The 23128-nt window shown below is 39.7% G+C and carries 25 protein-coding genes; 18 read left to right on the top strand and 7 right to left on the bottom strand.

The features are described from left to right. The 6 genes from MKY76_RS13900 to MKY76_RS13875 all read left to right on the top strand — a co-directional run bounded on the left by MKY76_RS13900 (position 1) and on the right by MKY76_RS13875 (position 7119). The gene (locus MKY76_RS13900) at positions 1-873 is read left to right on the top strand and encodes a metal ABC transporter permease (protein ID WP_054550447.1); all 873 of its coding nucleotides are present in this window, start codon (positions 1-3) and stop codon (positions 871-873) included. Next, the gene (locus tag MKY76_RS13895) at positions 870-1739 is read left to right on the top strand and encodes a metal ABC transporter permease (RefSeq protein WP_048392426.1); all 870 of its coding nucleotides are present in this window, start codon (positions 870-872) and stop codon (positions 1737-1739) included. Before MKY76_RS13900 ends, MKY76_RS13895 begins: the two co-directional genes overlap by 4 nt. Positions 1740-1959: 220 nt before the next feature. Further along, the gene (locus tag MKY76_RS13890) at positions 1960-3147 is read left to right on the top strand and encodes an MFS transporter (protein WP_342556756.1); all 1188 of its coding nucleotides are present in this window, start codon (positions 1960-1962) and stop codon (positions 3145-3147) included. 153 nt (positions 3148-3300) lie between these two features. After that, a complete protein-coding gene (locus tag MKY76_RS13885) occupies positions 3301-4569 on the top strand; it encodes an MFS transporter (protein ID WP_342556755.1) in 1269 nt (422 codons plus the stop codon). Between the two features lie 576 nt (positions 4570-5145). Next, positions 5146-5934, top strand: coding sequence for a lipid II flippase Amj family protein (locus tag MKY76_RS13880; RefSeq protein ID WP_342557910.1), 789 nt, complete (start codon positions 5146-5148; stop codon positions 5932-5934). 312 nt (positions 5935-6246) lie between these two features. Beyond that, positions 6247-7119, top strand: a complete 873-nt coding sequence (locus tag MKY76_RS13875) for a DMT family transporter (RefSeq protein WP_048392431.1) — start codon at positions 6247-6249, stop codon at positions 7117-7119. Between the two features lie 19 nt (positions 7120-7138). On the opposite strand, the gene MKY76_RS13870 is transcribed toward MKY76_RS13875, so the two are convergent. Then, positions 7139-7825, bottom strand: a complete 687-nt coding sequence (locus MKY76_RS13870) for a helix-turn-helix domain-containing protein (protein WP_342556754.1) — start codon at positions 7823-7825, stop codon at positions 7139-7141. Between the two features lie 88 nt (positions 7826-7913). Here MKY76_RS13870 and MKY76_RS13865 point away from each other — a divergent pair, with 88 nt between their 5' ends. The 4 genes from MKY76_RS13865 (at position 7914) to MKY76_RS13850 (ending at position 10596) form a co-directional block, all read left to right on the top strand. Further along, positions 7914-8222 carry an antibiotic biosynthesis monooxygenase gene (locus MKY76_RS13865; protein WP_016991657.1) on the top strand — a complete coding sequence of 103 codons (309 nt, stop codon included), beginning with the start codon at positions 7914-7916 and terminating at the stop codon, positions 8220-8222. 25 nt (positions 8223-8247) lie between these two features. Further along, the gene (locus MKY76_RS13860) at positions 8248-9078 is read left to right on the top strand and encodes a CbrC family protein (protein ID WP_342556753.1); all 831 of its coding nucleotides are present in this window, start codon (positions 8248-8250) and stop codon (positions 9076-9078) included. Positions 9079-9102: 24 nt separating this feature from the next. Beyond that, positions 9103-10212 carry a PA2928 family protein gene (locus MKY76_RS13855; protein WP_342556752.1) on the top strand — a complete coding sequence of 370 codons (1110 nt, stop codon included), beginning with the start codon at positions 9103-9105 and terminating at the stop codon, positions 10210-10212. A 93-nt stretch (positions 10213-10305) separates the two neighbouring features. Continuing rightward, positions 10306-10596, top strand: coding sequence for a hypothetical protein (locus MKY76_RS13850; RefSeq protein WP_048392436.1), 291 nt, complete (start codon positions 10306-10308; stop codon positions 10594-10596). Between the two features lie 46 nt (positions 10597-10642). On the opposite strand, the gene MKY76_RS13845 is transcribed toward MKY76_RS13850, so the two are convergent. The 3 genes from MKY76_RS13845 to fdhF are packed head-to-tail and all read right to left on the bottom strand — an operon-like array spanning position 10643 to position 15122. After that, complete coding sequence (locus MKY76_RS13845; protein ID WP_259951151.1) at positions 10643-11689, bottom strand: Mrp/NBP35 family ATP-binding protein; 1047 nt, start codon at positions 11687-11689, stop codon at positions 10643-10645. A 12-nt stretch (positions 11690-11701) separates the two neighbouring features. Further along, positions 11702-12181 (bottom strand): DUF1641 domain-containing protein, encoded by a 480-nt coding sequence (locus MKY76_RS13840; protein ID WP_048392447.1) that lies wholly within the window; start codon positions 12179-12181, stop codon positions 11702-11704. 4 nt (positions 12182-12185) lie between these two features. Continuing rightward, positions 12186-15122: a formate dehydrogenase subunit alpha gene (fdhF, locus tag MKY76_RS13835; protein WP_342556751.1), complete on the bottom strand. Its 2937-nt coding sequence runs from the start codon at positions 15120-15122 to the stop codon at positions 12186-12188. A 574-nt stretch (positions 15123-15696) separates the two neighbouring features. On the opposite strand from fdhF, the gene MKY76_RS13830 reads away from it, so the two are divergent. From MKY76_RS13830 to moaA, 3 genes are read left to right on the top strand one after another with little or no spacing between them, the layout of a single operon-like run. Beyond that, complete coding sequence (locus MKY76_RS13830; RefSeq protein WP_004230595.1) at positions 15697-16044, top strand: DUF2294 domain-containing protein; 348 nt, start codon at positions 15697-15699, stop codon at positions 16042-16044. Positions 16045-16068: 24 nt separating this feature from the next. Then, positions 16069-16872, top strand: a complete 804-nt coding sequence (gene fdhD / locus MKY76_RS13825) for a formate dehydrogenase accessory sulfurtransferase FdhD (protein WP_231595628.1) — start codon at positions 16069-16071, stop codon at positions 16870-16872. Further along, positions 16873-17889: a GTP 3',8-cyclase MoaA gene (moaA, locus tag MKY76_RS13820; RefSeq protein WP_054550427.1), complete on the top strand. Its 1017-nt coding sequence runs from the start codon at positions 16873-16875 to the stop codon at positions 17887-17889. A gap of 50 nt (positions 17890-17939) precedes the next feature. Here the strand turns inward: moaA and moaC are convergent, their stop codons facing one another. The 3 genes from moaC to MKY76_RS13805 are packed head-to-tail and all read right to left on the bottom strand — an operon-like array spanning position 17940 to position 19496. Beyond that, entirely contained in the window at positions 17940-18422 is a 483-nt protein-coding gene (moaC, locus tag MKY76_RS13815; RefSeq protein WP_048392450.1) for a cyclic pyranopterin monophosphate synthase MoaC, read from the bottom strand. Next, positions 18415-19005, bottom strand: coding sequence for a molybdenum cofactor guanylyltransferase (locus MKY76_RS13810; RefSeq protein ID WP_342556750.1), 591 nt, complete (start codon positions 19003-19005; stop codon positions 18415-18417). Before MKY76_RS13810 ends, moaC begins: the two co-directional genes overlap by 8 nt. Beyond that, complete coding sequence (locus tag MKY76_RS13805; protein ID WP_342556749.1) at positions 19002-19496, bottom strand: molybdenum cofactor biosynthesis protein B; 495 nt, start codon at positions 19494-19496, stop codon at positions 19002-19004. The genes MKY76_RS13810 and MKY76_RS13805 overlap by 4 nt, the downstream gene beginning before the upstream one ends. Before the next feature lie 107 nt (positions 19497-19603). Here MKY76_RS13805 and MKY76_RS13800 point away from each other — a divergent pair, with 107 nt between their 5' ends. From MKY76_RS13800 to moaD, 5 genes are read left to right on the top strand one after another with little or no spacing between them, the layout of a single operon-like run. Beyond that, positions 19604-20620, top strand: coding sequence for a thiazole biosynthesis adenylyltransferase ThiF (locus MKY76_RS13800; protein ID WP_342556748.1), 1017 nt, complete (start codon positions 19604-19606; stop codon positions 20618-20620). Between the two features lie 12 nt (positions 20621-20632). After that, complete coding sequence (glp, locus tag MKY76_RS13795; RefSeq protein ID WP_342556747.1) at positions 20633-21922, top strand: gephyrin-like molybdotransferase Glp; 1290 nt, start codon at positions 20633-20635, stop codon at positions 21920-21922. Beyond that, on the top strand, positions 21892-22410 hold the full coding sequence (gene mobB, locus MKY76_RS13790; RefSeq protein WP_342556746.1) for a molybdopterin-guanine dinucleotide biosynthesis protein B: 519 nt from the start codon (positions 21892-21894) through the stop codon (positions 22408-22410). Before glp ends, mobB begins: the two co-directional genes overlap by 31 nt. Then, the gene (locus MKY76_RS13785) at positions 22407-22883 is read left to right on the top strand and encodes a molybdenum cofactor biosynthesis protein MoaE (RefSeq protein WP_048392456.1); all 477 of its coding nucleotides are present in this window, start codon (positions 22407-22409) and stop codon (positions 22881-22883) included. Before mobB ends, MKY76_RS13785 begins: the two co-directional genes overlap by 4 nt. Then, positions 22880-23113, top strand: a complete 234-nt coding sequence (gene moaD, locus MKY76_RS13780; protein WP_004230585.1) for a molybdopterin converting factor subunit 1 — start codon at positions 22880-22882, stop codon at positions 23111-23113. The genes MKY76_RS13785 and moaD overlap by 4 nt, the downstream gene beginning before the upstream one ends. Positions 23114-23128: the final 15 nt, after the last annotated feature.

Here is a 23128-nt window from a genome sequence, read left to right as displayed (position 1 = left end):
ATGTTAAGCGGTAACTTATTGTGGGTACTGAGCGGAACGATGTTACTTGGCATTGCAGCAGGCATCACAGGCACGTTCTCCTTCTTACAAAAACAGAGTCTAGTAGGGGATGCTGCTGCGCATGCAGCATTACCAGGCATTGCCCTTGCGTTCCTGCTAACAGGTCAAAAGGAATTGCCGATTTTAATGCTAGGAGCGGGCATTACATCTGCATTATCTGTGTATTGTATTCAATGGATTGTGTCATTTTCAAAAATGAAGGCTGACGCTGCCATTGGATTAGTCCTCACCGTATTTTTTGGTGTTGGTGTTGTATTTTTAACAGTGGTTAACCGTAGCCCACTGGGGAACCAGAGTGGTCTGAATAATTTTATTTTCGGTAAAGCAGCGACGATGACCAAGGCAGATTTAATGTGGCTCTTTATTAGTGCAACCATCATTATTGTGGTTAGTCTCTTGCTTTATAAGGAATGGAAGCTACTGATCTTTGATCCTGTTTATGCAAAAGGGATTGGCTTACCAATTGAGGCTTTAAAGGCAACATTAACGGTTTTAATTGTCATGACAATTGTTACTGGTATACAAGCTGTTGGCGTTATTTTAATGTCAGCTTTATTAATTATTCCTGCTGCCAGTGCCAAGTTATGGACAAAAAAATTGAGCACAATGCTCATTTTAAGTGCTGCGATTGGAGGTATCGCTGGCATAACAGGAACCTTTATTAGTGCGATTCGAACAGGGTTATCGACAGGTCCGATAATTGTCTTAGTGGCAGCAGGTATATTCTTTCTATCGTATTTTATAAGTCCAACTGGTCAAATTAGTAAATATCGTAGGAAAATGCAATTTCGAAAGCAGGGTGATGTAGGATGATCGAATTTTGGGTTGTATTCACGGGACTGTTAGTTGGGGTAACTTGTGGAATTGCAGGTGTCTTCCTCATCTTGCGTAGAATGTCCATGATTGCAGATGCGATCAGTCATACAGTGCTCTTTGGCATTGTAATGGCTTACCTTATTACCCAAACGTTGAATGGTTTTTGGATGTTGGTAGGCGCGGCGTTTGCAGGGATTTTAACAGCCTATCTTGTGCAATTATTACATTCTTCTGGTATTCAAGAAGACGCAGCGATAGGCGTAGTGTTTACATCTCTGTTTGCAGCAGGTGTTCTCCTCATCACCTTATTTGCAGGCAATGTGCACTTAGATGTTGAGCATGTTTTAATGGGAGAAATTGCTTTTGTTCCTTGGGATAAATGGACATTGCTTGGGCTGGCAATGCCTAAGGCAGTATGGATGCTCTTACTCGTCCTCGTCATTAATATTGCGTTCCTACTCCTATTCTTTAAAGAAATGAAGCTTGCAACGTTTGACCCTGTGTATGCAGCAACCATTGGCATTCCCGTTGTCTTTCTTCATTATGGCTTTATGACATCGATTTCGTTTACAACAGTGGCAGCTTTTGATAGTGTAGGGGCCATTTTAGTGGTTGCCATGTTGATTGGGCCAGCTGCTACCTCCTATTTAATCAGCAAGACGATTAAGCAAATGTTCGTCTATAGTATGCTCTTTGGAGCTGCTGCTTCCGTCATTGGCTATTATTTAGCGAAATTTTGGGATACCTCTATAGCAGGTATGATGGCAACAACAGTCGGCTTCATTTTTATCGTGACGTTCATCTGTCAAAAAATCGTTGAGCGTAGAAAAAAAGTACTTGTTCATAAACTAGAAACTTCTTAATGAAAAACGTCGTTTGATACGCCCATCAAACGATGTTTTTTCTTTTGAGGACAAGTTCAAACTTTTGAATGAGTACTACTTCTAGGAAAAATAGTATACTCGTTAAGATAAACTAGAAAGAGAACGAATAGTAGCATCTAGCAAATTTTTCTATATTTTTATGTACGAATATTTAAAATTTTGTTACGATAAATTTTACGATAGCAACAAGGAGAACAGCATGTGGAGAAATCGAAACGTATGGATTATTTTATTAGGTGAATTTGTCGTAGGTCTCGGCTTATGGGCTGGCATTATTGGCAATTTAGCCTTTATGCAAGAGGTAGTACCTTCTGACTTTCACAAATCATTAATTATTTCTTGTGGTATTTTAGCAGGCTTAGTTGTTGGTCCAATGGCAGGACGTATCATTGACCAATCGAAGAAAAAAACGGTTGTCCAGATGGCGAGTATCGGACGCATCATCAGTGTTTTATTTATGTTTATCGCACTTTATACTAATTCGGTCATTTGGATGATTCTATTTTTAATCACGCTGCAAATAGCGGCAGCATTTTATATGCCTGCCTTGCAATCTATTATTCCCATGATTGCGAAGGAACAGGATTTAATTACATTAAATGCTTGGCAAATGAATGCGAGAACCATTTCAAGGATCATCGGTACAGCCGCTGCTGGATTTATGCTCAGTTTTTTTGAGTTAAAATGGTTATATATTATTTCATTTATTGTCTATTTAGGCATGTTTGTCATTACTAGTTTATTGCAATTGGATGAAGCATCTACTGAAACGATGACAAACAAAGAAAAAGGGAATTTTAAAGAAGTGTTGCCGATGGTGAAAGAGCATCCAGTCGTCTTGATGACGCTTGTCTTAATGCTAATTCCAACATTATTTTTAGGCTCTTTTAATTTAGTGATTATGAAAATATCTGAAATTCATCAATCTACCACAATTTCAGGATTATTGTATACGGTGGAAGGTATCGGATTTATGCTTGGTGCAGCTGGTTTAAAAATGATTGCTGACCGTGTACAAATGGGTACACTGCTTTTTTCATTAGCCTTTATTATCGGCTCAATGGAGCTACTATTATTACTGGCAGATATTCCATTTTTCGCTTTAGTGGCATTTGGCGTTTTTGGCTTTTCAGTTGGCTGTTTTTTCCCAACGACAATGGTAATCTTCCAAAAGCAAGTACCAAAACAGTTCCATGGACGCTTTTTCTCATTCCGCAACATGATTGATTCGGTCGTCTTTCAAATCGTGCTTTTATCGACAGGCATGATGCTAGATTTAATTGGTTTAAGTGGTATGGGACTTGTATTCGGAATCATAAGCTTAAGTTTAACCACTACTTTCTTATTTTACGCGAAGAAAAAGAAAGTCGTTATGCATGCACATTAATAGCATGTCCTTTATGTATTACACCAATTGGGGCATACGGTAGAGGTGTAAAAAGGTGGTAACAAAGGAAAGGAACTGTCTAGATGGAGACGGTTCCTTCTTCATTAATTCAAGTAATCTTGTTTGATATACATAGAGAAGGAAGGTTGAAAAATGGTTGAAAAATCTCAACAGTCATTTGCGTCCTATATTGAGTCACCAGAAAAACTAAAAAACCTATATAGGCGTGTACTTATAGTCGTTAGCTTATCCCAAATTTTTGGGGGAGCTGGACTTGCAGCGGGTATTACTGTAGGCGCTCTACTGGCACAACAAATGCTTGGAACGGATGCCTATGCGGGTGTACCCTCTGCATTATTTACGTTAGGCTCTGCGGGTGCGGCTTTCATTGTAGGAAAACTATCACAGCGTTATGGTCGCCGCATAGGCTTATCAACAGGTTTTATAGTGGGTGGACTTGGTGCAATAGGTGTAGTTCTAGCTACTTTAATGAACAGTATTGTGTTATTGTTTGCCTCTCTATTAATCTATGGAGCTGGTACGGCAACTAATTTACAGGCACGCTACGCCGGGACAGATTTAGCCAACAATAAGCAACGAGCTACAGCGATTAGTACAACCATGCTTATGACCACGTTTGGTGCAGTTTTAGGTCCAAATTTAGTAGAATGGATGGGAAAAGTGGCGCTGTCTATCGGTATTCCAGCTCTAGCGGGTCCATTTCTATTATCTGCTTTGGCCTTTATTATGGCGGGGCTTGTATTGTTTACTATGTTGCGTCCTGACCCGCTAGAAATAGCGAAAGCCATAGAGGCACATAAGCAAAAAATGAACAAAGAAAATCAAGTACCATCCATGCCTATATCAAGCAATAAAAGAGGTCTAGCGGTAGGAGCAACAGTTATGGTCCTGACACAAATTGTCATGGTGGCCATCATGACAATGACACCTGTACATATGAAACATCATGGCCATGGATTAGCCGAGGTTGGTATTGTGATAGGGTTTCATGTAGGTGCTATGTATCTGCCATCACTCGTCACAGGTATTCTTGTTGATAAAATCGGCCGTACCGCAATGAGTATAGCTTCAGGTATTACATTGCTTCTTGCTGGCGTAGTGGCTGCATTTGCACCAAGTGATTCCATGGTGTTACTCATTGTGGCACTTTCTTTACTGGGATTAGGTTGGAACTTCGGCTTAATTAGTGGAACTGCTCAAATTGTTGATGCGACGGAGCCTTCTACTCGTGCAAAAACACAGGGCAAAATGGATGTCTTTGTGGCATTGGCAGGTGCATCAGGTGGTGCGCTATCAGGTATGGTAGTGGCGAATTCAAGCTATGCAGCGTTGTCCTTAGCAGGAGGGCTATTGTCGTTAGTATTGATTCCTGTTGTCATTTGGTCTAGAAGAGCTGTTTAAAAAGGCGAAGGGGAAATTGGAAGCTAAGCTAATTATTATCCGAGGAAGGATGACCTATTAAAATTAATGGTAAAGCAATTGTAGTAACAAAAAACTTACCCTTTCTTAGGGTAAGTTTTTTCATAGTGTTGAAAAATTTCCGTGCAGGTTACAGCTTTCCTCTGGGCGAACACAGCTCCGTTTAGAGGTTTACCTGTATCGCTATCACAGAAGATTCAAGTAGGCTTCCACTCCAATCCATTAAAATGTTTCTTTTTTAGAAAATCAAATAAAACAAAGGTGTTCACTACTCTTTATGGCTAGAGTAGTCACTCATCACTACTGCCAGAATGAAAGAGGAAAAGCTACTTTTGTAGAATGGTTGGAGAGGAGCCAGCGTCACTCCTAGGGGATTTAGCGACTCATCGGACGCTGGCGTAACGGAAATCAACCCCTCACCTTTTAAAATAGTATTTTCTGCCGTTGACATCACATTTTTTCAATTGGAACAATTTTATTGAATAAGCGTTACAATATTAAATCGTTAGAAAGTGAAGAGTAGGTACATATGTGGATTTAATAACAGAAAAATTAATCATGATTGCTTTATTTATTTTAATCATTCATGCGATTGAAACGCTTGCATATGCAGTACGTTTATCAGGAGCACGTGTCAAATTACTAGCTTCCGCTTTATCTCTTTTTAATGTAATGGTCATGGTGTCGAGGTTAGCAAATATGATGCAACAACCATTCACAGGGAGCCTTGTTGATACAGCACCTACGGATAATGCGATGACATTTGTAGAACATCAATTTCGACTAATTATTGGAGCGGCTTCGCTTGGAACAATAGTAGGAATCTTACTTATCCCTACCTTTGTAGCCATTTTTTCAAGAGCTATCGTTCATTTGGCTGAGGAAAGAGGTTCAATCCCGGCTTTATTGAAAAAGGGCTTTACATTTGACTATGTAAGACGAGGGATTAAGCATATTCATACACCAAATTTTAGTTATTTAAAAGGCATTCGTCTACAGGAAATACCGATTAAATTATTTGTCATCAATATTGTTATTACAGCTATCTATACGATAGGTGTTTTATCTGCATTGTATGCCACATTATTAGTACCAGAATTAAAGACTACTGCTGTTATGGCATCTGGATTAATTAATGGCATTGCAACAATACTATTAATCTTATTTATTGACCCGAAAATATCCATTCTAGCAGATGATGTAATCAATAAGAGAGGAAGCTATCTAGACCTGAAAAGAATGTCTGTTATGATGATGTTTTCCAGGTTTTTAGGAACGATTATGGCACAATTATTATTGATTCCAGGTGCTCATTATGTTGCGTGGTTTGCCAAACTGATTGCTTAATCAAAACGGCCTTCAAGCATTCAGTTCATGGAACAGTAATCGCTTTGGATAGTGGACAATATTTACACCATTACAAAATCACCAAAAATTGTTGAAACCTTAAGGGCGTTTATGAAAAATAAAATCTTATCTCTCCATTTTTAAAGAGGTAAGATTTTTTTTAGTTCGATCCCGACACTAAAAAAAGGGTAATAATAAGCTGCTACAAGGTTGCTTGGCTTTGCTATACATTGTAATCCATATTTCGATAAGCATTGAAATACTCTCCGTTTATAATTAGCATATAACATGAATTATATGAGGAGCCAGAATATGAAAAACTATCAATTTATTGCTTTATTAGTAGTAACGACCTTTTTAATGGGTTCATCATTTGCCATTGTTAAATTAGGCTTACCGTATGCCTCGCCTTTATTATTAGCTGCACTTCGCTTTATATTGGCTGGTATAATCATGGCTATCGTTGTTATCATCTTGAAGAGACCTCATCCTATTACAAGGAGGGAGTGGTTCAAATTATGCATGATCGGGAGCTTTCAAACAGCAGGTGTGATGGGGTGTATTTTTTTAAGTCTCCGCACCATTACGGCAAGTGAGTCTTCTATTTTAACATTTACAAACCCATTACTAGTTGTAATTTTTGCCACCATTTTCATGAAAGTGTCCTACCGTTTCTATCAATGGATCGGGGTTTTGTTTGGCTTAATCGGGGTGATGATTACGATGGGGGCACAAGTTGAATTGAAAGTAGGCATCCTTTTTGGCTTGCTATCAGCTGTTTTTTGGGCTACTGCCACCTTGTTAGTGAAAAAATGGGGCGTGTTATTTGATACGTGGGTTTTATCTGCTTATCAGATGCTATTTGGAGGCTTACTCTTATTACTAGGAAGCGCATTGTTAGAACAGCCATTTTTTATTGTGAATCCACAATCGTTATTGATTCTGTTGTGGCTTAGTATTTTTTCCTCGATCATACAATTTGCAGGGTGGTATTATCTTCTGCAAAATAGTGATCCAGGAAAAACAAGTGCCTATTTATTTTTAGCTCCTTTTTTTGGCGTATTAACAGGCTGGGTGTTATTGGAAGAACCGTTAAAACCATCACTAATGGTTGGCGGCTTATTCATCATCATGGGCATTTATTTAGTAAACCGAACTTTTAGTGGAGAAAGGGCTAGGAGATAACTCCGTGCCCTTTCCTAATTTACAAATCTAAATGAAAGACCTCTTTAAAGCCTATTTTCCCTTTCTCCGTCACTTTAATGGCGCGAATAGAGGGAACTCGTAAAAGCCAACCAAGGTTGAAAAATTGATTTAATAGCTCACAGCCTAGTGCACCAGCTAAATGATAACGCCGTTCACTCCAATCTAAACAGGCATGAGAAAAGGATCGTCGTTTTCTCTTTAAAGCAGTTAAATCGATTCCGAATGTCGTAAAAAATAATATGCCCTCATCTGTCAGGACAAATTGTTTACCCTCCAATGTAAGATAGCCTGCCTTCAGCATCGATTCCGTTAATTGGACACCCAATTTACCAGCAAGGTGATCATAGCAAGTTCTAGCATCCTGTAATAACTTGATTTGGCTCGATTGCTTTAATGAACGTACTTCAGGTGGTGGAGAGATGGCTAGGAATGACTCTAAAAGTTGAGCAATGTCCTCACCAGCCAATTGAAAATAACGATGACGACCCTGTTTTTCAACTTTTATCAGCTTTCCTTCTACTAATTTAGCAAGATGAAAGCTAGCAGTTTGTGGTTTGATGGCAGCCATATATGCTAGTTCACTAGCCGTATGAAAACGACCGTCCATCATACTAGCAAGTATGGTTGCCCTTGACGTTTCACCAAGAAGTGCCGCTATTTCTGCCATGTTTGGATTAATTCCCATTCTGTCACAATCCTTTCAGTGTCCTATATTTAGATTTTAGTCAAAGTCATTATGGTTTACAATAAAAGTAATAGAGGAGGAGAAATAAATGGAAACATATTATGCAGTGATTTTTACATCGCAAAGAACTGAGCAAGATGGGGATGGCTATGGAAAGATGGCTGACCTAATCGATGCCTTAGCACAGCAACAGCCTGGTTTCATTCGTGTTGAAAGTGTTAGAAATGAGGAAGGAAAGGGCATAACGGTGTCTTATTGGGAATCGCTAGAGGCTATCCAAGCATGGAAAGACAATGCCAAGCATTTAACAGCACAACAATTGGGTAAAGACAAATGGTACACAAACTATAAAGTGGAAATCTGCCAAATGATAAAAGATTATTCATTTGCCAAATAGCAAGTGAGAAGGAGGCTTATTTTTTATGACGATTGTGGAAGAATGGCACGAACTAAGACAAAAATTTAATCCTTCCAATCCGATAACCATTAATCAAATGCATATTTTTAAAGATCAATTAAAGCAGGTTCAACAAACAGAAGAAACATTAAGGATATTAGTAGAGGTCTACTGTTTACTTAGGATGTATCATGAGGCATATCAGTTATTTACTGTCATTATGAATAAAGACGATAAAAAGGATCGAAAAAAGTATGGCGTTCTCCAGACCTACATAGATAAACCAAATTCGGTGAATCCTCTGCTGCCAAGAAAAATTAGAGACCATCAGCAGCTTAAAACGAAAATTCCAACGTTTAAATATCTACCAAACCCTCTAGAGGCTGAAATTTTTGAAACAGATGAAATCGTTGTATGTGATTGTTGCGAGCAAGAAGTGGATGTCTATTATACTGGTGGTATTTATGCAATTGAGGAAGTAGATTATCTTTGTCCTTCCTGCATCCATAGTGGGGAAGCAGCTCAAAAATATGATGGTTCTTTCCAGCAAGACTTAATGGATGATGAACAGGTTACGAACCCCAAGTTTGCTGAGGAAGTACTCTTTCGGACGCCTGGCTATGTAAGCTGGCAGGGCAATAATTGGGTGGCACATTGCTCTGACTATTGTGCGTTTATCGGCTATGTTGGTTGGCGTGATTTAGTAGAGCTAGGAATTGAGGATCAATTTGATAATTATACCGGCTTTTCAAAAGAAGAACTTTCTGCATCCTTAATGAACAATGGTCATCATCAAGGCTATTTATTTCAATGCTTGGAATGTGACCGTTATGTCCTTTATTCAGATTTTAGTTAGTCGTTGTTTGAGGGGGGTAGAGAAGTGGAACAATTTCTACAACGATATATCGATTCATGGCGTTTAAATGGTTGGCTTATCCATGATATTTTTTTCTGCATCGTGCTGGGCATAGGATTTTTACTGTTAATGTTTATCGTCTTGAAACGTAAACGCCTCGTTACTTCTAGCATTTTGCTCATTGCTTTTTTATTGGTCAGTAATCTATTAATGATTGTTTTTGGCTTAGCAGGGAGAGGTTTTCCCATCAAATCAGATTCTCCTATCTATACAGATGATTCACAAAGCATTGCTGTTCAAATGGTGCAAGGCTCAGAAAATAATGGGACATCGAATGGAATTACGCATTTAATCGCACACCATCTCCTAGTAGCTGTGAATTTACAAACAGGTGAAAAGCAATGGATAAAATCAGCTTCCTATAAAGAAACACTGCTTGGGGAATTTATGGGGGGTGTTCTTGTCCATCATCGTGATGATGAGTTTGGTCAATTATCCTTGGTAGATATGGAAACAGGCAAAGAACTACTTTCTGAAAAAGATTTTCGAACGCAACATCCGTCATTAATAGCGATATTGAGCAATAATGCACATCAAATGGCTGTGCTAGAGAACCATTTATATTTGGAAGGGGTCGATGGCAAATTCTATCGCTTTGATGGTAAAACATTAAGTGAGGATGCGAAGGCTCAAGATTACCTATCTGCCCGTTTTTTCATCGAGACAGAGTTGCCGGGCTATTTTGCTACACATCCACAGCCTGTAGAGGATTATCAGGCCATTCGCGATTTTAGTCAAGTTGTCCTAACCGAGCCAGCCATTCAAGCCTATGAAAATTTACAACCAAAAGTGGTGGATGTAGATATCATAGAAAAAACGGCTCTTGTTTCATATAGGCAAACACAGCGAGAAAGTGCTGAACACATGTTATTGCTCTATGATATGAACAAACATCAGGTATTGTGGGAACGCAATATTGGCATCATTAATTCCCAACAACAACAGCCCACTGTTCGGACATTAGAGAATAGCTACGTCATTCAAGCTGGTGATAGATTACTGGTATTGGACAAAAAAATGAATAAGAGGTCTGTTCACTATCATCTACGTTGGAATCGTCCTATTGATGAGTGAAATCTATTGGAAAAATCGTTCTTTTTTTGATTCGCCAAAAAAGGAGTATAATTTAATAGGAAGAAACTCTTATTAAAAGGACGGCGTGCAAATATGAATGAACAATTAGTAGATTGGATTATACGCTTTCAAAGGGATAAGGATATTGAAGCACTGGCCCATTTAAAAGATTATTGTTATGAGATGATCGAACCTTTGATGGAAGAATTTACGATGAAGTATGGCGAAGAAGCAGGCGAGTTATTACGCCTAAAGTGGGATAAACGATTTTATTTTATATTTACAAAATATCAAGTGAATGTAGGACTACCTCTAGAGACATTTGTAAAAAATACGTATCGTTTTTATTTCATGCAGGTGTTACAAAAGGCTGGTTATAAGTAATAGAAAAAACCCTTGATTTGCGTAAAAACAAATCAAGGGTTTTAAATTATTTATAGAGTAGATCTTCTGCTAAATGAGTAAACACTTCACCGATTATCGACACTTCATCATAGACCGAGGAACCTGTATTTTCCTCAGGTTGAGCAAAAGGAATTTGAGCGATTACATCTGTCTGTAATAAATCTGCTAATTGTTCGGCTCCGCCTTGTCCAAATAGATAGTTTTTTTGACCGTCAGCACCTTCAAAATAGGCCATGTTTTCAACAACACCAAGAATCCTGTGTTTCGTATGTTGCGCCATCAAGCCTGCACGAGATGCAACATGAGAAGCGGCAAGATGCGGTGTTGTCACGATGATTTCTTGGGCTTGTGGAATCATCGCAGCCATATCAATTGCAACATCTCCTGTACCAGGTGGTAAATCGATGAGGAGGTAATCTAAATCTCCCCATAGCGTGTTGACAAGGAAATTGCGAATCCACTTATTGAGCATAGGACCACGCCACATAACAGGCTGGTTGTCATTTGTAAAAAAGCCCATCGACATTATTTTTACGCCGTTACGTTCTACTGGAATCGCCGTTTGATCAAGCATGGTAGGCTTTTGATCAATCTTCATCATGGCAGGGATACTGAAACCATAGATATCAGCATCTAAAATACCTACACGTTTGCCAAGACGAGCAAGTGCAACCGCTAAATTAATGGTCACTGTAGACTTTCCAACACCGCCTTTACCACTTGTAATGGCAATGAATTGAACACCAGAATTAGGCAGTAGCATGTTTGGCATTCCTTGTTCAGTTACATTTTTTGCCTGTAGAGAGGCTGTTAAAGTGCGACGCTCCTGATCTGTCATAGCACCAAAGCTAATGGTAACAGTGGAGGCACCAAGCGCTTGTAAGGCCTCCTCCACATCTTGCTGTATTTTCGCCTTTAACGGACATCCTGGTATGGTCAAAATAATATCCAGCGCTATATGGTTGTCATGTATTTGAATGTTTCGCACCATATTCAAATCTACAATACTCTGATGTAGCTCAGGATCATTTACCTGTTTCAATGCGTTTACAACATTTTCTTTTGTTAACATTTAGGAACCACCTTATTCTTTTAAGCCTTTGCCGAGTCCCTTTAAGAAATGAACCCCAAAATTGAGCGCACGATTGACATCTGGATCGTTTATCATTTTCATGAGCTTAAAGGCACTGACCTTTTCATTCGATTCAAGTGCTTTGCTTGCTTCATCTACGCCTGTATTTAAGCCTTCAATCAGCTTAGTCGTTGTTTCAGGATTGAGCTCCGTCAATGCTCCCGCAACACCCATTAAATTGTTAATGATATTAGTTACAGGCTTACGTGTTAATTGTCCAAGTGCAATATGTGCCACTTCCTCTTTGGCTTCAAGTAGCTTCATTGCTGCTTCTAGTGCACCGATATCATTTAATTCAGCCATAATACTAAACACCTGATTGACGGCTTCTTCATTTTCAGAAAGCAGTTCTTTTAGATTATCTAATTTTTGTTCTTTTAGTTGTTCTTCTGTTAATTGTTGTTTTTTAATGCCTGTAATGGGTACAGCCATGCTCTCACTCTCTTTCGTTTATGGTTGTTAAGTGAACGTAGCCAGGACGATTCCATTTTCGTTGTACCTCAACACCATTTTGAGGATGACGCTTTTTATAGCGTGGGTTTGTGCGAGGAAGTGGTGATTTACCTTTTGCTTTTAGCACTTCTACTCGTACTTTTGTTTGTTTATAAGCTGGTGTTGACGTATTCACATCTGCTGCAGGGCCAGTTAGGAAGTTGATGGCTGAATCTTTGCTAACAGAGTTCATTGGTAAGAATAATTCGTTTCCTTGTACGCGATCTGTAACAAGAGCATTTAGCTTCAAGGCACCATATGGAGACACTAAACGAAGTAGGGCTCCATCTGCAATGCCTCGTTCTTTCGCCAATTCTGGTGATACTTCAACGAAAATTTCAGGTACTTTCGATTGAATACCTTTCGATTTATTTGTTAGATTTCCTTCATGGAAGTGTTCAAGCATACGGCCATTATTAATATGACAATCGTATTGTGCTTCAAACTCAACAGGCTGCACCCAATCATTTAAAGCAAAACGAGCTTTCTTATCAGGGAAGTTAAAGCCATCTTCATATAATAATGGTGTATCTTTACCATCATGGCTACCCCAACAGAAGCTTCCCCAGCCTTCAAGAACATCATAGTTGGCTTGTGAGAAGAGGGGAGACAGGCTCGCCATTTCATCAAAAATGTCGCTTGGGTGATCATAATGCCAATCTGCCCCTAAACGACGAGCAACCGCTTGCAATATTTCCCAATCTGCTTTCGACTCACCAAGTGTTGGTAATACTTGATACAGGCGTTGAACACGACGTTCCGTATTCGTAAATGTACCTTCTTTTTCAAGCGAAGGCGCAGCAGGTAAAATCACATCTGCATATTGTGCTGTGCGTGATAGGAAACAATCTTGGACAACGAAAAAGTCAAGCTGTGAAAGCACCTCATCTACATGGTTGGCATTACAGTCAACAAGTGCCATATCTTCGCCCACTAAATACATCGCTTTCATTTTCCCTTCCATAATCGCATCTAACATTTGCATATTATTTCGACCAGGCTGTGGTTGAATAGGGACACCATAGGCTTTTTCGAATTTTGCACGTGCCTCGTCATCTGTGACTCTTTGATAGCCTGGCAATAGATTTGGAAGTGTCCCCATATCGCAGGCACCTTGCACATTGTTATGGCCGCGGAGTGGGTAGGCACCAGCACCTGGACGACGATAGTTCCCAGTTGCCAAAAGTAAATTTGAAATCGCTGCGGATGTATAGGAGCCACCAGTATTTTGTGTTACACCCATGCCCCAAAGAACACATGTACCATCTGCATCACGAATCATTTCAGCTACTTCGATCAATGTTTCCTTACTAATACCAGTCATTTCTTGTGCATAATTAAGTGTATAGGTTGCAAGTACTTGTTTAAAATCATCATAATGAAGGACGTTTTCTTGAATAAACGCTTCATCATGCCAACCTTGATCAATGATATATTTGGTAACAGCCATTAACCAAACTTGATCAGTACCTTGCTTTGGACGCATAAATATGTCGGAACGCTCTGCCATTTCATGCTTACGAATATCAGCAACAATTAATTTCTGACCATGTAATTTATGTGCACGTTTCACACGTGTTGCTAAAACAGGATGTCCCTCAGCTGGATTAGCCCCAACAATAATGACAAGTCCAGCCTTAGCAATATCTTTGATCGTACCAGCATCTCCTCCCATGCCAACTGTACGTAATAAACCATCAGTTGCAGGAGATTGGCAATAACGAGAACAATTATCGACATCGTTTGTGCCAAATAATTGACGGGCCATTTTTTGAATTAAGTAATTCTCTTCATTTGTAATTTTAGAAGAGGAGATAAAGCCAACAGAACCTGGACCATATTGTTGTTGAATGCCACCTAGTTTTGTTGCAATTAAATCAAGTGCTTCATCCCACGATGATTCCACAAACTCATTATTTTTACGAATGAGTGGTTTTGTAATACGTTCCTCAGAATTGATAAAATCCCAGCCGAATTTCCCTTTGACACATGTAGAAATCGCATTTACTGGACCATCGGAAGGCTGTACTTTTAAAATTTTACGACCCTTTGTCCAAACTTCGAACGAGCAGCCTACACCACAGAAAGTACATACTGTTTTTGTTTTTTTGGTGCGCTTACTACGCATGGCTGCTTCCACTTCAGAAACGGCAAAAATACCGCTATAGCCTGGTTCAACTTCCTTAATCAAACTGATCATCGGATCTAACATATCCTGTTTGAGGCCAGTCATAAATCCAGCCTCTCCAAGCATGGATTTTTCCATTAAGGCATTACATGGACATACGGTTACGCATTGACCACAACTTACACAGGAAGAATCATTGATAGCAACGCCCGTATCCCAAATGACACGTGGTCTTTCTGCTTCCCAATCAAGGGATAATGTTTCATTTACCTGTAGATTCTGACAAACCTCTACGCACTGACCACAAGCGATACATTGGTTAGGATCGTATCGATAAAACGGATGTGACATGTCTACTTCATGAGGTTCCACTTTTGGCTGGTAGGGATATTTTTGATGCTCGATTTCCATCATTTCGGCAGTGTTGTGTAAAGCACAATTGCCATTGTTGTTATCACAAACTGTACAATACAGTAAATGATTTTCGAGTAGACGGTCCATCGCTTCTGTTTGTGCCGCTTTTGCTTTGTCAGAAGTTAGGAATACATTCATGCCGTCTACTGCCTTTGTAGAGCAGGAACGAACTAATTGGCCATTCACTTCTACGATACATGTATCACATGTTTCAATGGGGTCAACAGCGGGCACATGACAAATCTGTGGATGCGGAATGTCATGTTGATTAATGGTATCAAGGATTGTAGCTCCTTCTTTTACTTCATACGGTACGCCATTAATATTAATTTGAGTCAAGGTAACTTCCTCCTTTTGCACTTTGAGACGAATCGGATAACATGGTACAGCTTAAGACAAAAGGGAATAACAAATCGAGTTGGTGATTGTTGAAAAGATTGTCTTGTTATCATTGTAATTCCCAATGGTTCTTGAAGCTACCTCAAAATAGGTAAATTGCTAGATCATAACATGTTATCCAAGTCTCGGTTTTGAAAAAATAAAAAAATCCACCATGAAATTACATGTCCGAGACATGCTAATAATTCATGGTGGATAAAATTCTTAGCAGGTCTTGCTAAAAACTCAATCTACTTTTATTTTTTAATTACAATAGAATTCAACTATTAAAAACACTATGCAACATCGTAACATAGGGTTCAAAATAAATTAATTCCATTTGTGATATGAATATTATAGCCCTTTCCTTCAAAATGAACAATATTTATCATAAAATTTATTAAATGAGAATTATTATCAAAAAGTATTTTCTCTTTTATTTTTTTAAAAGTTGCTATATCATTAACAAACTGTAAGGGTGGCCTACATAACCATTTGCCTAAAAAAGTTTAATTATGATGGGAGAATCGTTGCTATGTCTAAAAAAATCCACGAATTTAATGACATGATTCGAAAGTTAAGAAAGGAAGTATTTGGTAAAGGTCCTGAACGTATTCATACCGTTTTTGTCGAGAATATGGCTGTATCTACCTTATACGGAAATATCACTCCGACAGAAAAATTTATTGCCAGTACACCAGAAGGGCTGAAAATGGTGCATGCTGCAAGGACGAGTATGATTCAAGATTTATATAGACAATCGCCACCAGAGGGTATGGAAGAATTGATGGGCAGCAAATTACTTCACTTATTTTCAGATATTAAAATTGAAGAGGATTTTGCGATTTCCGTCTTTGTTTTTGAAAAGCATATCAGTGAATAAAGGGGATGCCTTATGGATCGAGCAATGACAAGAAAAATTGTGCGTGTTGAAGGACAACGAGTGACAGAAATGGTTGATTTAATTGTTTCAGAATACGCTGTTACCGTAAAAATTAATCAGCAGGAATTTGTCACGATGGTCTGTACACCCGAGTATGTAGAAGATATGGTTATTGGCTACTTAGCTTCTGAACGAGTGATTCGTAGTTTTGAGGATATTGAGGAAATTTGGCACCAAGAGAAAGAGGGTTTTGTGCATATTAAAACAAAGCATATTAATCCTTATTACCAACAGACGCAAAACAAGCGCTATATTACGTCCTGCTGTGGGATGAGTCGACAAGGCTTTGTGTTTACGAACGATGCATTAGTAGCAAAAAAAATGGATCAAGTCCATGTGCAAATAACGACCGAAGATTGCTTCCGTTTAATGCATGCGATGCAGGATAGTGCCGATATTTTTAAGAAAACGGGTGGCGTGCATAATGCTGCACTATGTGATGTAAATGGCATCGTCCTAAGTCGCATGGATATTGGACGTCATAATGCTTTGGATAAAATTTACGGCTATTGCCTACGCAACAACATCCGTATGGAAGATAAAATTATCGTCTTTAGCGGACGAATATCATCGGAGATTTTACTAAAGGTTTCCAAAATAGGCTGTGCCATCGTGCTGTCTAAATCAGCACCCACAGAATTAGCATTGCAATTAGCAGAGCAGCTTGGTATTACGACGGTTGGCTTTATTCGGCAACAGACATTGAATATTTATACACACCCACAACGCATCCTATTACCAGCTAATGAATTGAAAGAAGGAGATTAGATGACGAATCTACAAGACCAATTACACAGACCGTTAAGAGATTTAAGAATATCCGTGACAGATCGTTGTAATTTTCGCTGTCGCTATTGTATGCCAGCAGAAGTATTTGGTCCAGATTACGCATTTTTACCGTCTGATAAAATATTAAGTTTTGATGAAATTGAACGATTAGTAAAAATCTTTGTTTCATTGGGCGTGAAAAAAATACGGATTACAGGTGGGGAACCCTTACTACGTCGTGATTTGCCCGAATTAATTGCCCGTATTCACCGCATAAAAGGGGTAGAAGATATTGCTTTAACAACCAATGGCTCGTTATTAAAAAAATACGCACACTCATTGGCACAGGCAGGCTTAGCCCGAGTTTCTGTTAGTTTAGACTCGCTTGATGATGAGCGTTTTTTCGAGATGAATGGTCATAGAGGCAAGGTATTGCCAGTGTTAGAGGGAATTGAAAAGGCTGCAGAAGCGGGCTTACAAGTAAAAATTAATATGGTTGTTCAAAAAGGGAAAAACGAACAAGATATTGTTACCATGGCGCAGTTTTTTAAAGAAAAACAGCATATTCTACGCTTTATTGAATATATGGATGTAGGGAATTCGAACGGCTGGCGTTTGGATGATGTGGTGTCCAAAAAAGAGATTATTGAGCAAATCCATCGGTTTACGCCGTTACAACCAGTAGCGCCCAATTATAAAGGAGAGGTGGCAACGCGTTATCAGTATCAAGATGCTCAAGGTGAGATTGGTGTAATTTCATCTGTAACGGATTCATTTTGCTCCAATTGCTCACGTGCTCGTCTCTCCGCAGAAGGTTCATTATACACTTGTTTATTTGCAACAGAAGGCACGGATTTAAGGGAATTGTTACGTTCAGGGCAAGATGATGCTGCCATCATCAAGTGCATAACGAACGTTTGGGAAACAAGAAATGATCGTTATTCAGATGAACGCAATGAACAAACGATGGCAAAAAGGAAAACGTCAAAAATTGAAATGTCTCATATTGGGGGGTAGCGTGTAAAAAACAGAAAAAAATCGGCACAATAATGCCGAATTTTTTCTGTTTATTTATGCACAAAAGTGCCACTTTTCCCACCTGTTTTTTCAACAAGGTAAGTTTCTTTGATGACCATCGTCTTATCAACGGCTTTGCACATATCATAAAAAGTTAGTGCTGCGACAGACACAGCAGTGAGAGCTTCCATTTCAACACCCGTTTTTCCACTGCATTTAACAGTGGCTTGAATATGGAGCTCATAGCCATTCTCTGCTTTTTCATAGTCAAACTGGAAATCCGTACCCTGTAGCATGATGGGATGGCACATGGGAATGATATCAGCTGTTTTTTTAGCTCCCATAATCCCTGCAATTTGCGCAACTTGCGTCGGATCACCTTTTTTAATGCCACCTTGTTGGATGGCTTCATAGACCGCATCAGATAAAAGAATCGTACTGCGCGCAATGGCTGTACGTGTTGTGATTTCTTTTGCGGAGATATCGACCATTTTAGGACGACCTTCTTCGTTCCAGTGTGTAAAATTATTCATTATTAAACTCCTTTTTACTTGTTTGTGACCAGTCTTTTTGTGCGTTGATATTGATAAATGTTGAGCTATCGTCATCAAAAGGGACATAACAGACACGAAGTTGCTCTAAAAGCACTTTCATACTCCGTTTATTTTGTGCTGTTAGCTGTGTCGCCTTTGGTAAAGCAGTACGTCGATATAATGCAGCTAATGGCTGATCGCGTAGTGCTTGCGTCGGAACAATGGCATCATAAGTGTCATTAATCAGCCCTAACATTTTTTGGATAAATTCTGCATTCATATAAGGCATATCGCTTGCTAAGACAAAAAACCATTCCACATCAGGATAGGCTGTCATGATATGATGCAAAGCAAAAAGAGGGCCTTGATGTGGCTGCTTTTCAATAACCCACTGGACATTTTCCTGTCCAAACTGATGTTGTAAGTGCGCATTTGTAGCGATAATAAGAGGATCCAGCTGATTTTTTTGCAGGGCTATGAGACTATGTTTATATAATGGCTGTCCAGCAAACATCTCAAACATTTTTGGCTGTCCATAGCGAGAGGATTGACCGCCAGCTAACACTATACCTGCAATTTTCATACGCGCTTCAACTCACCGACAAAATGTTGGACTGTAGGTACTATGAGCTTCGTCATAGCTAAAGTCACCGCATTTGTAGAGCCTGGTAAAACATAAATGGCTGTTTGCTGAAGACTTCCAGCGGTGGCACGACTAAACATCGCCTTTGGGCCAATTTCTTCATAGCTGAGCATTCGAAATAATTCACCAAACCCCATCATTTCTTTTTCAAACAGAGGCAGAATGGTGTCATAGGTTTGGTCTCTTGGTGTAAATCCTGTTCCACCAGTAACGATAATGGCATTAATTGTTGGATCGCTGCACCAATTTTTAACATAATGAGCGATATCGAGCGGTTCATCCTTTGTTAGTTGGTAGTCTATAACTTCAAATGTAGCTTCCTGTAGTAAGGACTGAATACGCTGACCAGCATGATCGTCTGCCTTTGTGCGTGTATCACTGACCGTTAAAATGGCAACTTGAATTGGTTGTTGCTGATGTGTGGGATGCACAGTAAGACCTCCTTCTAATGCGTTTTTGCTAAAAAACATTGCTTTTATTATAATGCTATAAATAAAAAGGTCAAACGAAAATTCATAGAAAGAAAGGCCACATACGTATGCAAAATAGATATTCTAGACAACAATTATTTCACCCTATCGGACAAACTGGGCAACAATTCCTTCAGCAAAAACACGTCCTTATCATAGGTGCGGGGGCATTGGGGAGTGCTAGTGCAGAAGCGCTTGTGCGGGCAGGTATTGGCAGGCTGACACTCATTGATCGTGATTATGTAGAGTGGAGTAATTTACAAAGACAGCAATTATATACAGAGCTAGATGCACAAGAAAAAATGCCCAAAGTTATCGCAGCTAAAAAGCGTCTCCAACAAATAAACACAGAGGTAGAAATTCATGTCGGCATTATGGATGCTTGCACAGAGACCTTGCTACCATTAGTTGAAGATGTTGATGTGATGGTCGATGCGACCGATAATTTTGATGTTCGCTTTGTCATGAATGACCTTGCGCAAAAGTATCGTATTCCTTGGGTATATGGCTCTTGTGTTGGTAGTTATGGTGCGACCTACACGGTTGTGCCAGGCAAAACGCCCTGTTTGCATTGCTTATTAAAAGTGATGCCCCATACAGGGATGACTTGTGATACCGTTGGCATTATTAGTCCAGCAGTTCAAATTGTTGCAGCTTATCAAGTGGCAGAGGTCCTTAAACTGCTTGTTGGAGATGACAAGGCCTTACGAAAAAGCTACTTAACGTTTGATGTTTGGCAAAATCAACACTATGAAATCAATGTGGAGAAAATAAGGCAGTCTGATTGTCCATCTTGTGGTGATCAGCCAACCTATCCTTATCTCTCCTATGAAAATCAAACGAAATTACAGATCCTTTGTGGTCGAGACGCGGTACAAATTCGACCACCAAAGCCCATTTACTATTCGCTTGATCAGCTGGCAAATCAGCTCCGTTCCCACGGTGAAGTCCAGGTGAATCCTTATTTGCTATCTTGCCAAGCGGACGATTACCGAATCGTTATTTTCCAAGATGGGCGAGTTGTGATACATGGTATACAAGATATACAGAAAGCCAAAAGCATTTATTATCGTTTATTAGGTTAGGGAGTGTACCAAATGGTAGAAAAAAGACAACCAATTCCTGTGGCAGAAGCCGTTCATCGTGTTATGGACTATGCCTTTCAAGCAAAAAAGGAGCATGTGCCATTAACGCAAGCACATGGACGTTTTCTAGCACAAGCTATTAGAGCCGATCATGATGTACCTGCTTTCGATCGTTCGCCGTATGATGGCTATGCCATTCGTTCCGTCGATAGTAAGGAAGCCTCATCACAGCAACCAGTCCGCTTTCAAGTTGTTGGAGAAATTGGCGCGGGCTATGTCTATGAAGACGTAGTTGGCGATCATCAAGCAGTCCGCATTATGACCGGGGCGCCAATACCTCAAGGGTGTGATGCAGTGGTTATGCTAGAATTAACCCATACATTCGAAGAAAATCATCAAAAGTATATGTCCATTAAACGACCTTTTGAAGCAGGAAGCAACATTTCCTATAGAGGAGAAGATATACAAAAAGGTACTGTCCTCATTGAGCAAGGGCAAACGATTAATCCAGGTGTGTTGGCACTACTTGCTACTTTTGGCTATGAGCAAGTACCTGTTTATCGTAAAGCAGTTATTGGTGTGATTGCCACTGGTAGCGAATTACTAGAGCCAGGTGAATCTTTACAGCCAGGTAAGATTCGCAATAGTAATGCCTATATGATAATGGCGCAAATTGAGCGTGCTGGCGCAGAAGTAAAATATTTTGGCAAATTTAGTGACGATCTTGCGTTATGTATTGATCGTGTTGAAAAGGCCCTACAGGAAGTTGATATTTTAATTACAACGGGTGGCGTTTCTGTAGGTGATTATGATTATTTACCAGCTATTTACGAGGCGATTGATGCAAAGGTATTGTTTAATAAAATAGCGATGCGTCCAGGTAGTGTGACAACGGTTGCTGCTCGCAACGACAAATTATTATTTGGTCTTTCTGGTAATCCTTCAGCCTGCTATGTTGGCTTTGAGCTATTTGTACGTCCGATTATACGTTCTGCATATGGGCATACTCAACCACATTTACGCAGAGAGCAAGCGATTTTAGGGGCTGATTTTACAAAGCCCAATCCCTTTACACGCTTTGTACGAGCTCGTATCGAATATGAAAAAGGGAAGCTCGTAACTGTCCCATCTGGGTTCGATAAATCGAGTGCAGTTTCATCTTTAGCGACAGCCAATGCATTCATTGTTTTACCAGGTGGCTCTAGAGGCTATGAAAAGGGTATGCAAGTGGATGTCCTTTTGCTAGAAGATCTACAAGGAAGTGAGTGGCCTTGGGACAATATCGAAAAATCTTACAGATAGTTGGCTATCAAAATAGTGGGAAAACAACATTGATGGAGCAATTGATCAGGCAGGCTACAATGGAAGGGCTAAGGGTAGGAACCATTAAGCATCATGGACATGGTGGAGTACCGACGATCGAAACTTCCAAGGATAGTAGTCGGCATGAGCAAGCAGGCGCGGTTGTCACAGCAGTGGAGGGGGCGGGTACTTTACGTATGAGTATCCACCAAAATAGCTGGCAATTGGCTGATATACTAGCGATTTATGAGTCCCTTCCACTGGATATCATGCTAATTGAAGGGTATAAAAATGAACATTATCCGAAGGTTGTGTTGCTGCGCACGCCTGAGGACCAAATACTGCTACAGCAAGTAACCAATATCCTCTGTGTGATTTATTGGCCAAGCTATCCACTCGATCCATTCCTAACAATCCCTGCTTTTTCGATTCATGACGAAACACAATATATGGAATTTTTATTGGCAGAAATGAGGGAAAAACGATGACGACAGCGTTATTTGAAGTTATCGATCAACCAATAGATGTGGAGGAAGTAAGACAAAAAGTCCTTAGTCGAAATGCTGGAGCCATCACATTATTCATCGGTACAGTGCGTGAAATGACAAATGGTAAAAAAACGATGCATTTGGAATATCAAGCCTATCCAGCAATGGCGATTAAAATGTTTGAACAGATTGCAAAGGAAATACAAGAAGAGTGGCCAGAAGCAAAAGTGGCCATCACCCATCGTGTCGGTCATTTAGCTATTTCCGATATTGCCGTAGTGATTGCTGTGTCATCACCGCATCGTAAAATAGCTTACATGGCGAATGAATATGCAATTGATCGCATAAAACAAATCGTGCCCATATGGAAAAAAGAACATTGGGAGGACGGGACAGAGTGGATTGGTGATCAATTAGAAAATGTTCCCTATCCGCAAGGGAAACCAGCCATTCAGGAGGAGGAAAACCTGTGATTAACATTTTATTATTTGCCCACCTACAGGAAGCACTAGGTGAATCAAAGCTATCAGTAGAGCTGTCAGATGTGACAGTTGCGCAATTAAAAGAGTGGATGGAAAAGCGCTACCCTCAGCTATCATTACAACAGATCATGACAGCGGTTAATGAAGAATTTGCAACGGATACGACGATTGTCAAATCTGGCGACACAATCGCCTTTATTCCACCGATCAGTGGGGGATGAGCTAAAAGAGGTAGT

This window comes from Lysinibacillus sp. FSL P4-0201, assembly GCF_038593425.1.
In the GTDB taxonomy this organism is placed as follows: Bacteria; Bacillota; Bacilli; order Bacillales_A; family Planococcaceae; genus Lysinibacillus; species Lysinibacillus capsici.
Note: the sequence above shows the minus strand (reverse complement) of the source record. Positions and strands in the feature narration are given on the sequence as shown.

Coding starts and splice junctions, on each gene's coding strand:
- MKY76_RS13900 (WP_054550447.1), top strand. CDS start 1: ATGTTAAGCGGTAACTTATTGTGGGTACTGAGCGGAACGATGTTACTT.
- MKY76_RS13895 (WP_048392426.1), top strand. CDS start 870: ATGATCGAATTTTGGGTTGTATTCACGGGACTGTTAGTTGGGGTAACT.
- MKY76_RS13890 (WP_342556756.1), top strand. CDS start 1,960: ATGTGGAGAAATCGAAACGTATGGATTATTTTATTAGGTGAATTTGTC.
- MKY76_RS13885 (WP_342556755.1), top strand. CDS start 3,301: ATGGTTGAAAAATCTCAACAGTCATTTGCGTCCTATATTGAGTCACCA.
- MKY76_RS13880 (WP_342557910.1), top strand. CDS start 5,146: ATGATTGCTTTATTTATTTTAATCATTCATGCGATTGAAACGCTTGCA.
- MKY76_RS13875 (WP_048392431.1), top strand. CDS start 6,247: ATGAAAAACTATCAATTTATTGCTTTATTAGTAGTAACGACCTTTTTA.
- MKY76_RS13870 (WP_342556754.1), bottom strand. CDS start 7,825: ATGGGAATTAATCCAAACATGGCAGAAATAGCGGCACTTCTTGGTGAA.
- MKY76_RS13865 (WP_016991657.1), top strand. CDS start 7,914: ATGGAAACATATTATGCAGTGATTTTTACATCGCAAAGAACTGAGCAA.
- MKY76_RS13860 (WP_342556753.1), top strand. CDS start 8,248: ATGACGATTGTGGAAGAATGGCACGAACTAAGACAAAAATTTAATCCT.
- MKY76_RS13850 (WP_048392436.1), top strand. CDS start 10,306: ATGAATGAACAATTAGTAGATTGGATTATACGCTTTCAAAGGGATAAG.
- MKY76_RS13845 (WP_259951151.1), bottom strand. CDS start 11,689: ATGTTAACAAAAGAAAATGTTGTAAACGCATTGAAACAGGTAAATGAT.
- MKY76_RS13840 (WP_048392447.1), bottom strand. CDS start 12,181: ATGGCTGTACCCATTACAGGCATTAAAAAACAACAATTAACAGAAGAA.
- MKY76_RS13830 (WP_004230595.1), top strand. CDS start 15,697: ATGTCTAAAAAAATCCACGAATTTAATGACATGATTCGAAAGTTAAGA.
- fdhD (WP_231595628.1), top strand. CDS start 16,069: ATGACAAGAAAAATTGTGCGTGTTGAAGGACAACGAGTGACAGAAATG.
- moaA (WP_054550427.1), top strand. CDS start 16,873: ATGACGAATCTACAAGACCAATTACACAGACCGTTAAGAGATTTAAGA.
- moaC (WP_048392450.1), bottom strand. CDS start 18,422: ATGAATAATTTTACACACTGGAACGAAGAAGGTCGTCCTAAAATGGTC.
- MKY76_RS13810 (WP_342556750.1), bottom strand. CDS start 19,005: ATGAAAATTGCAGGTATAGTGTTAGCTGGCGGTCAATCCTCTCGCTAT.
- MKY76_RS13800 (WP_342556748.1), top strand. CDS start 19,604: ATGCAAAATAGATATTCTAGACAACAATTATTTCACCCTATCGGACAA.
- glp (WP_342556747.1), top strand. CDS start 20,633: ATGGTAGAAAAAAGACAACCAATTCCTGTGGCAGAAGCCGTTCATCGT.
- MKY76_RS13785 (WP_048392456.1), top strand. CDS start 22,407: ATGACGACAGCGTTATTTGAAGTTATCGATCAACCAATAGATGTGGAG.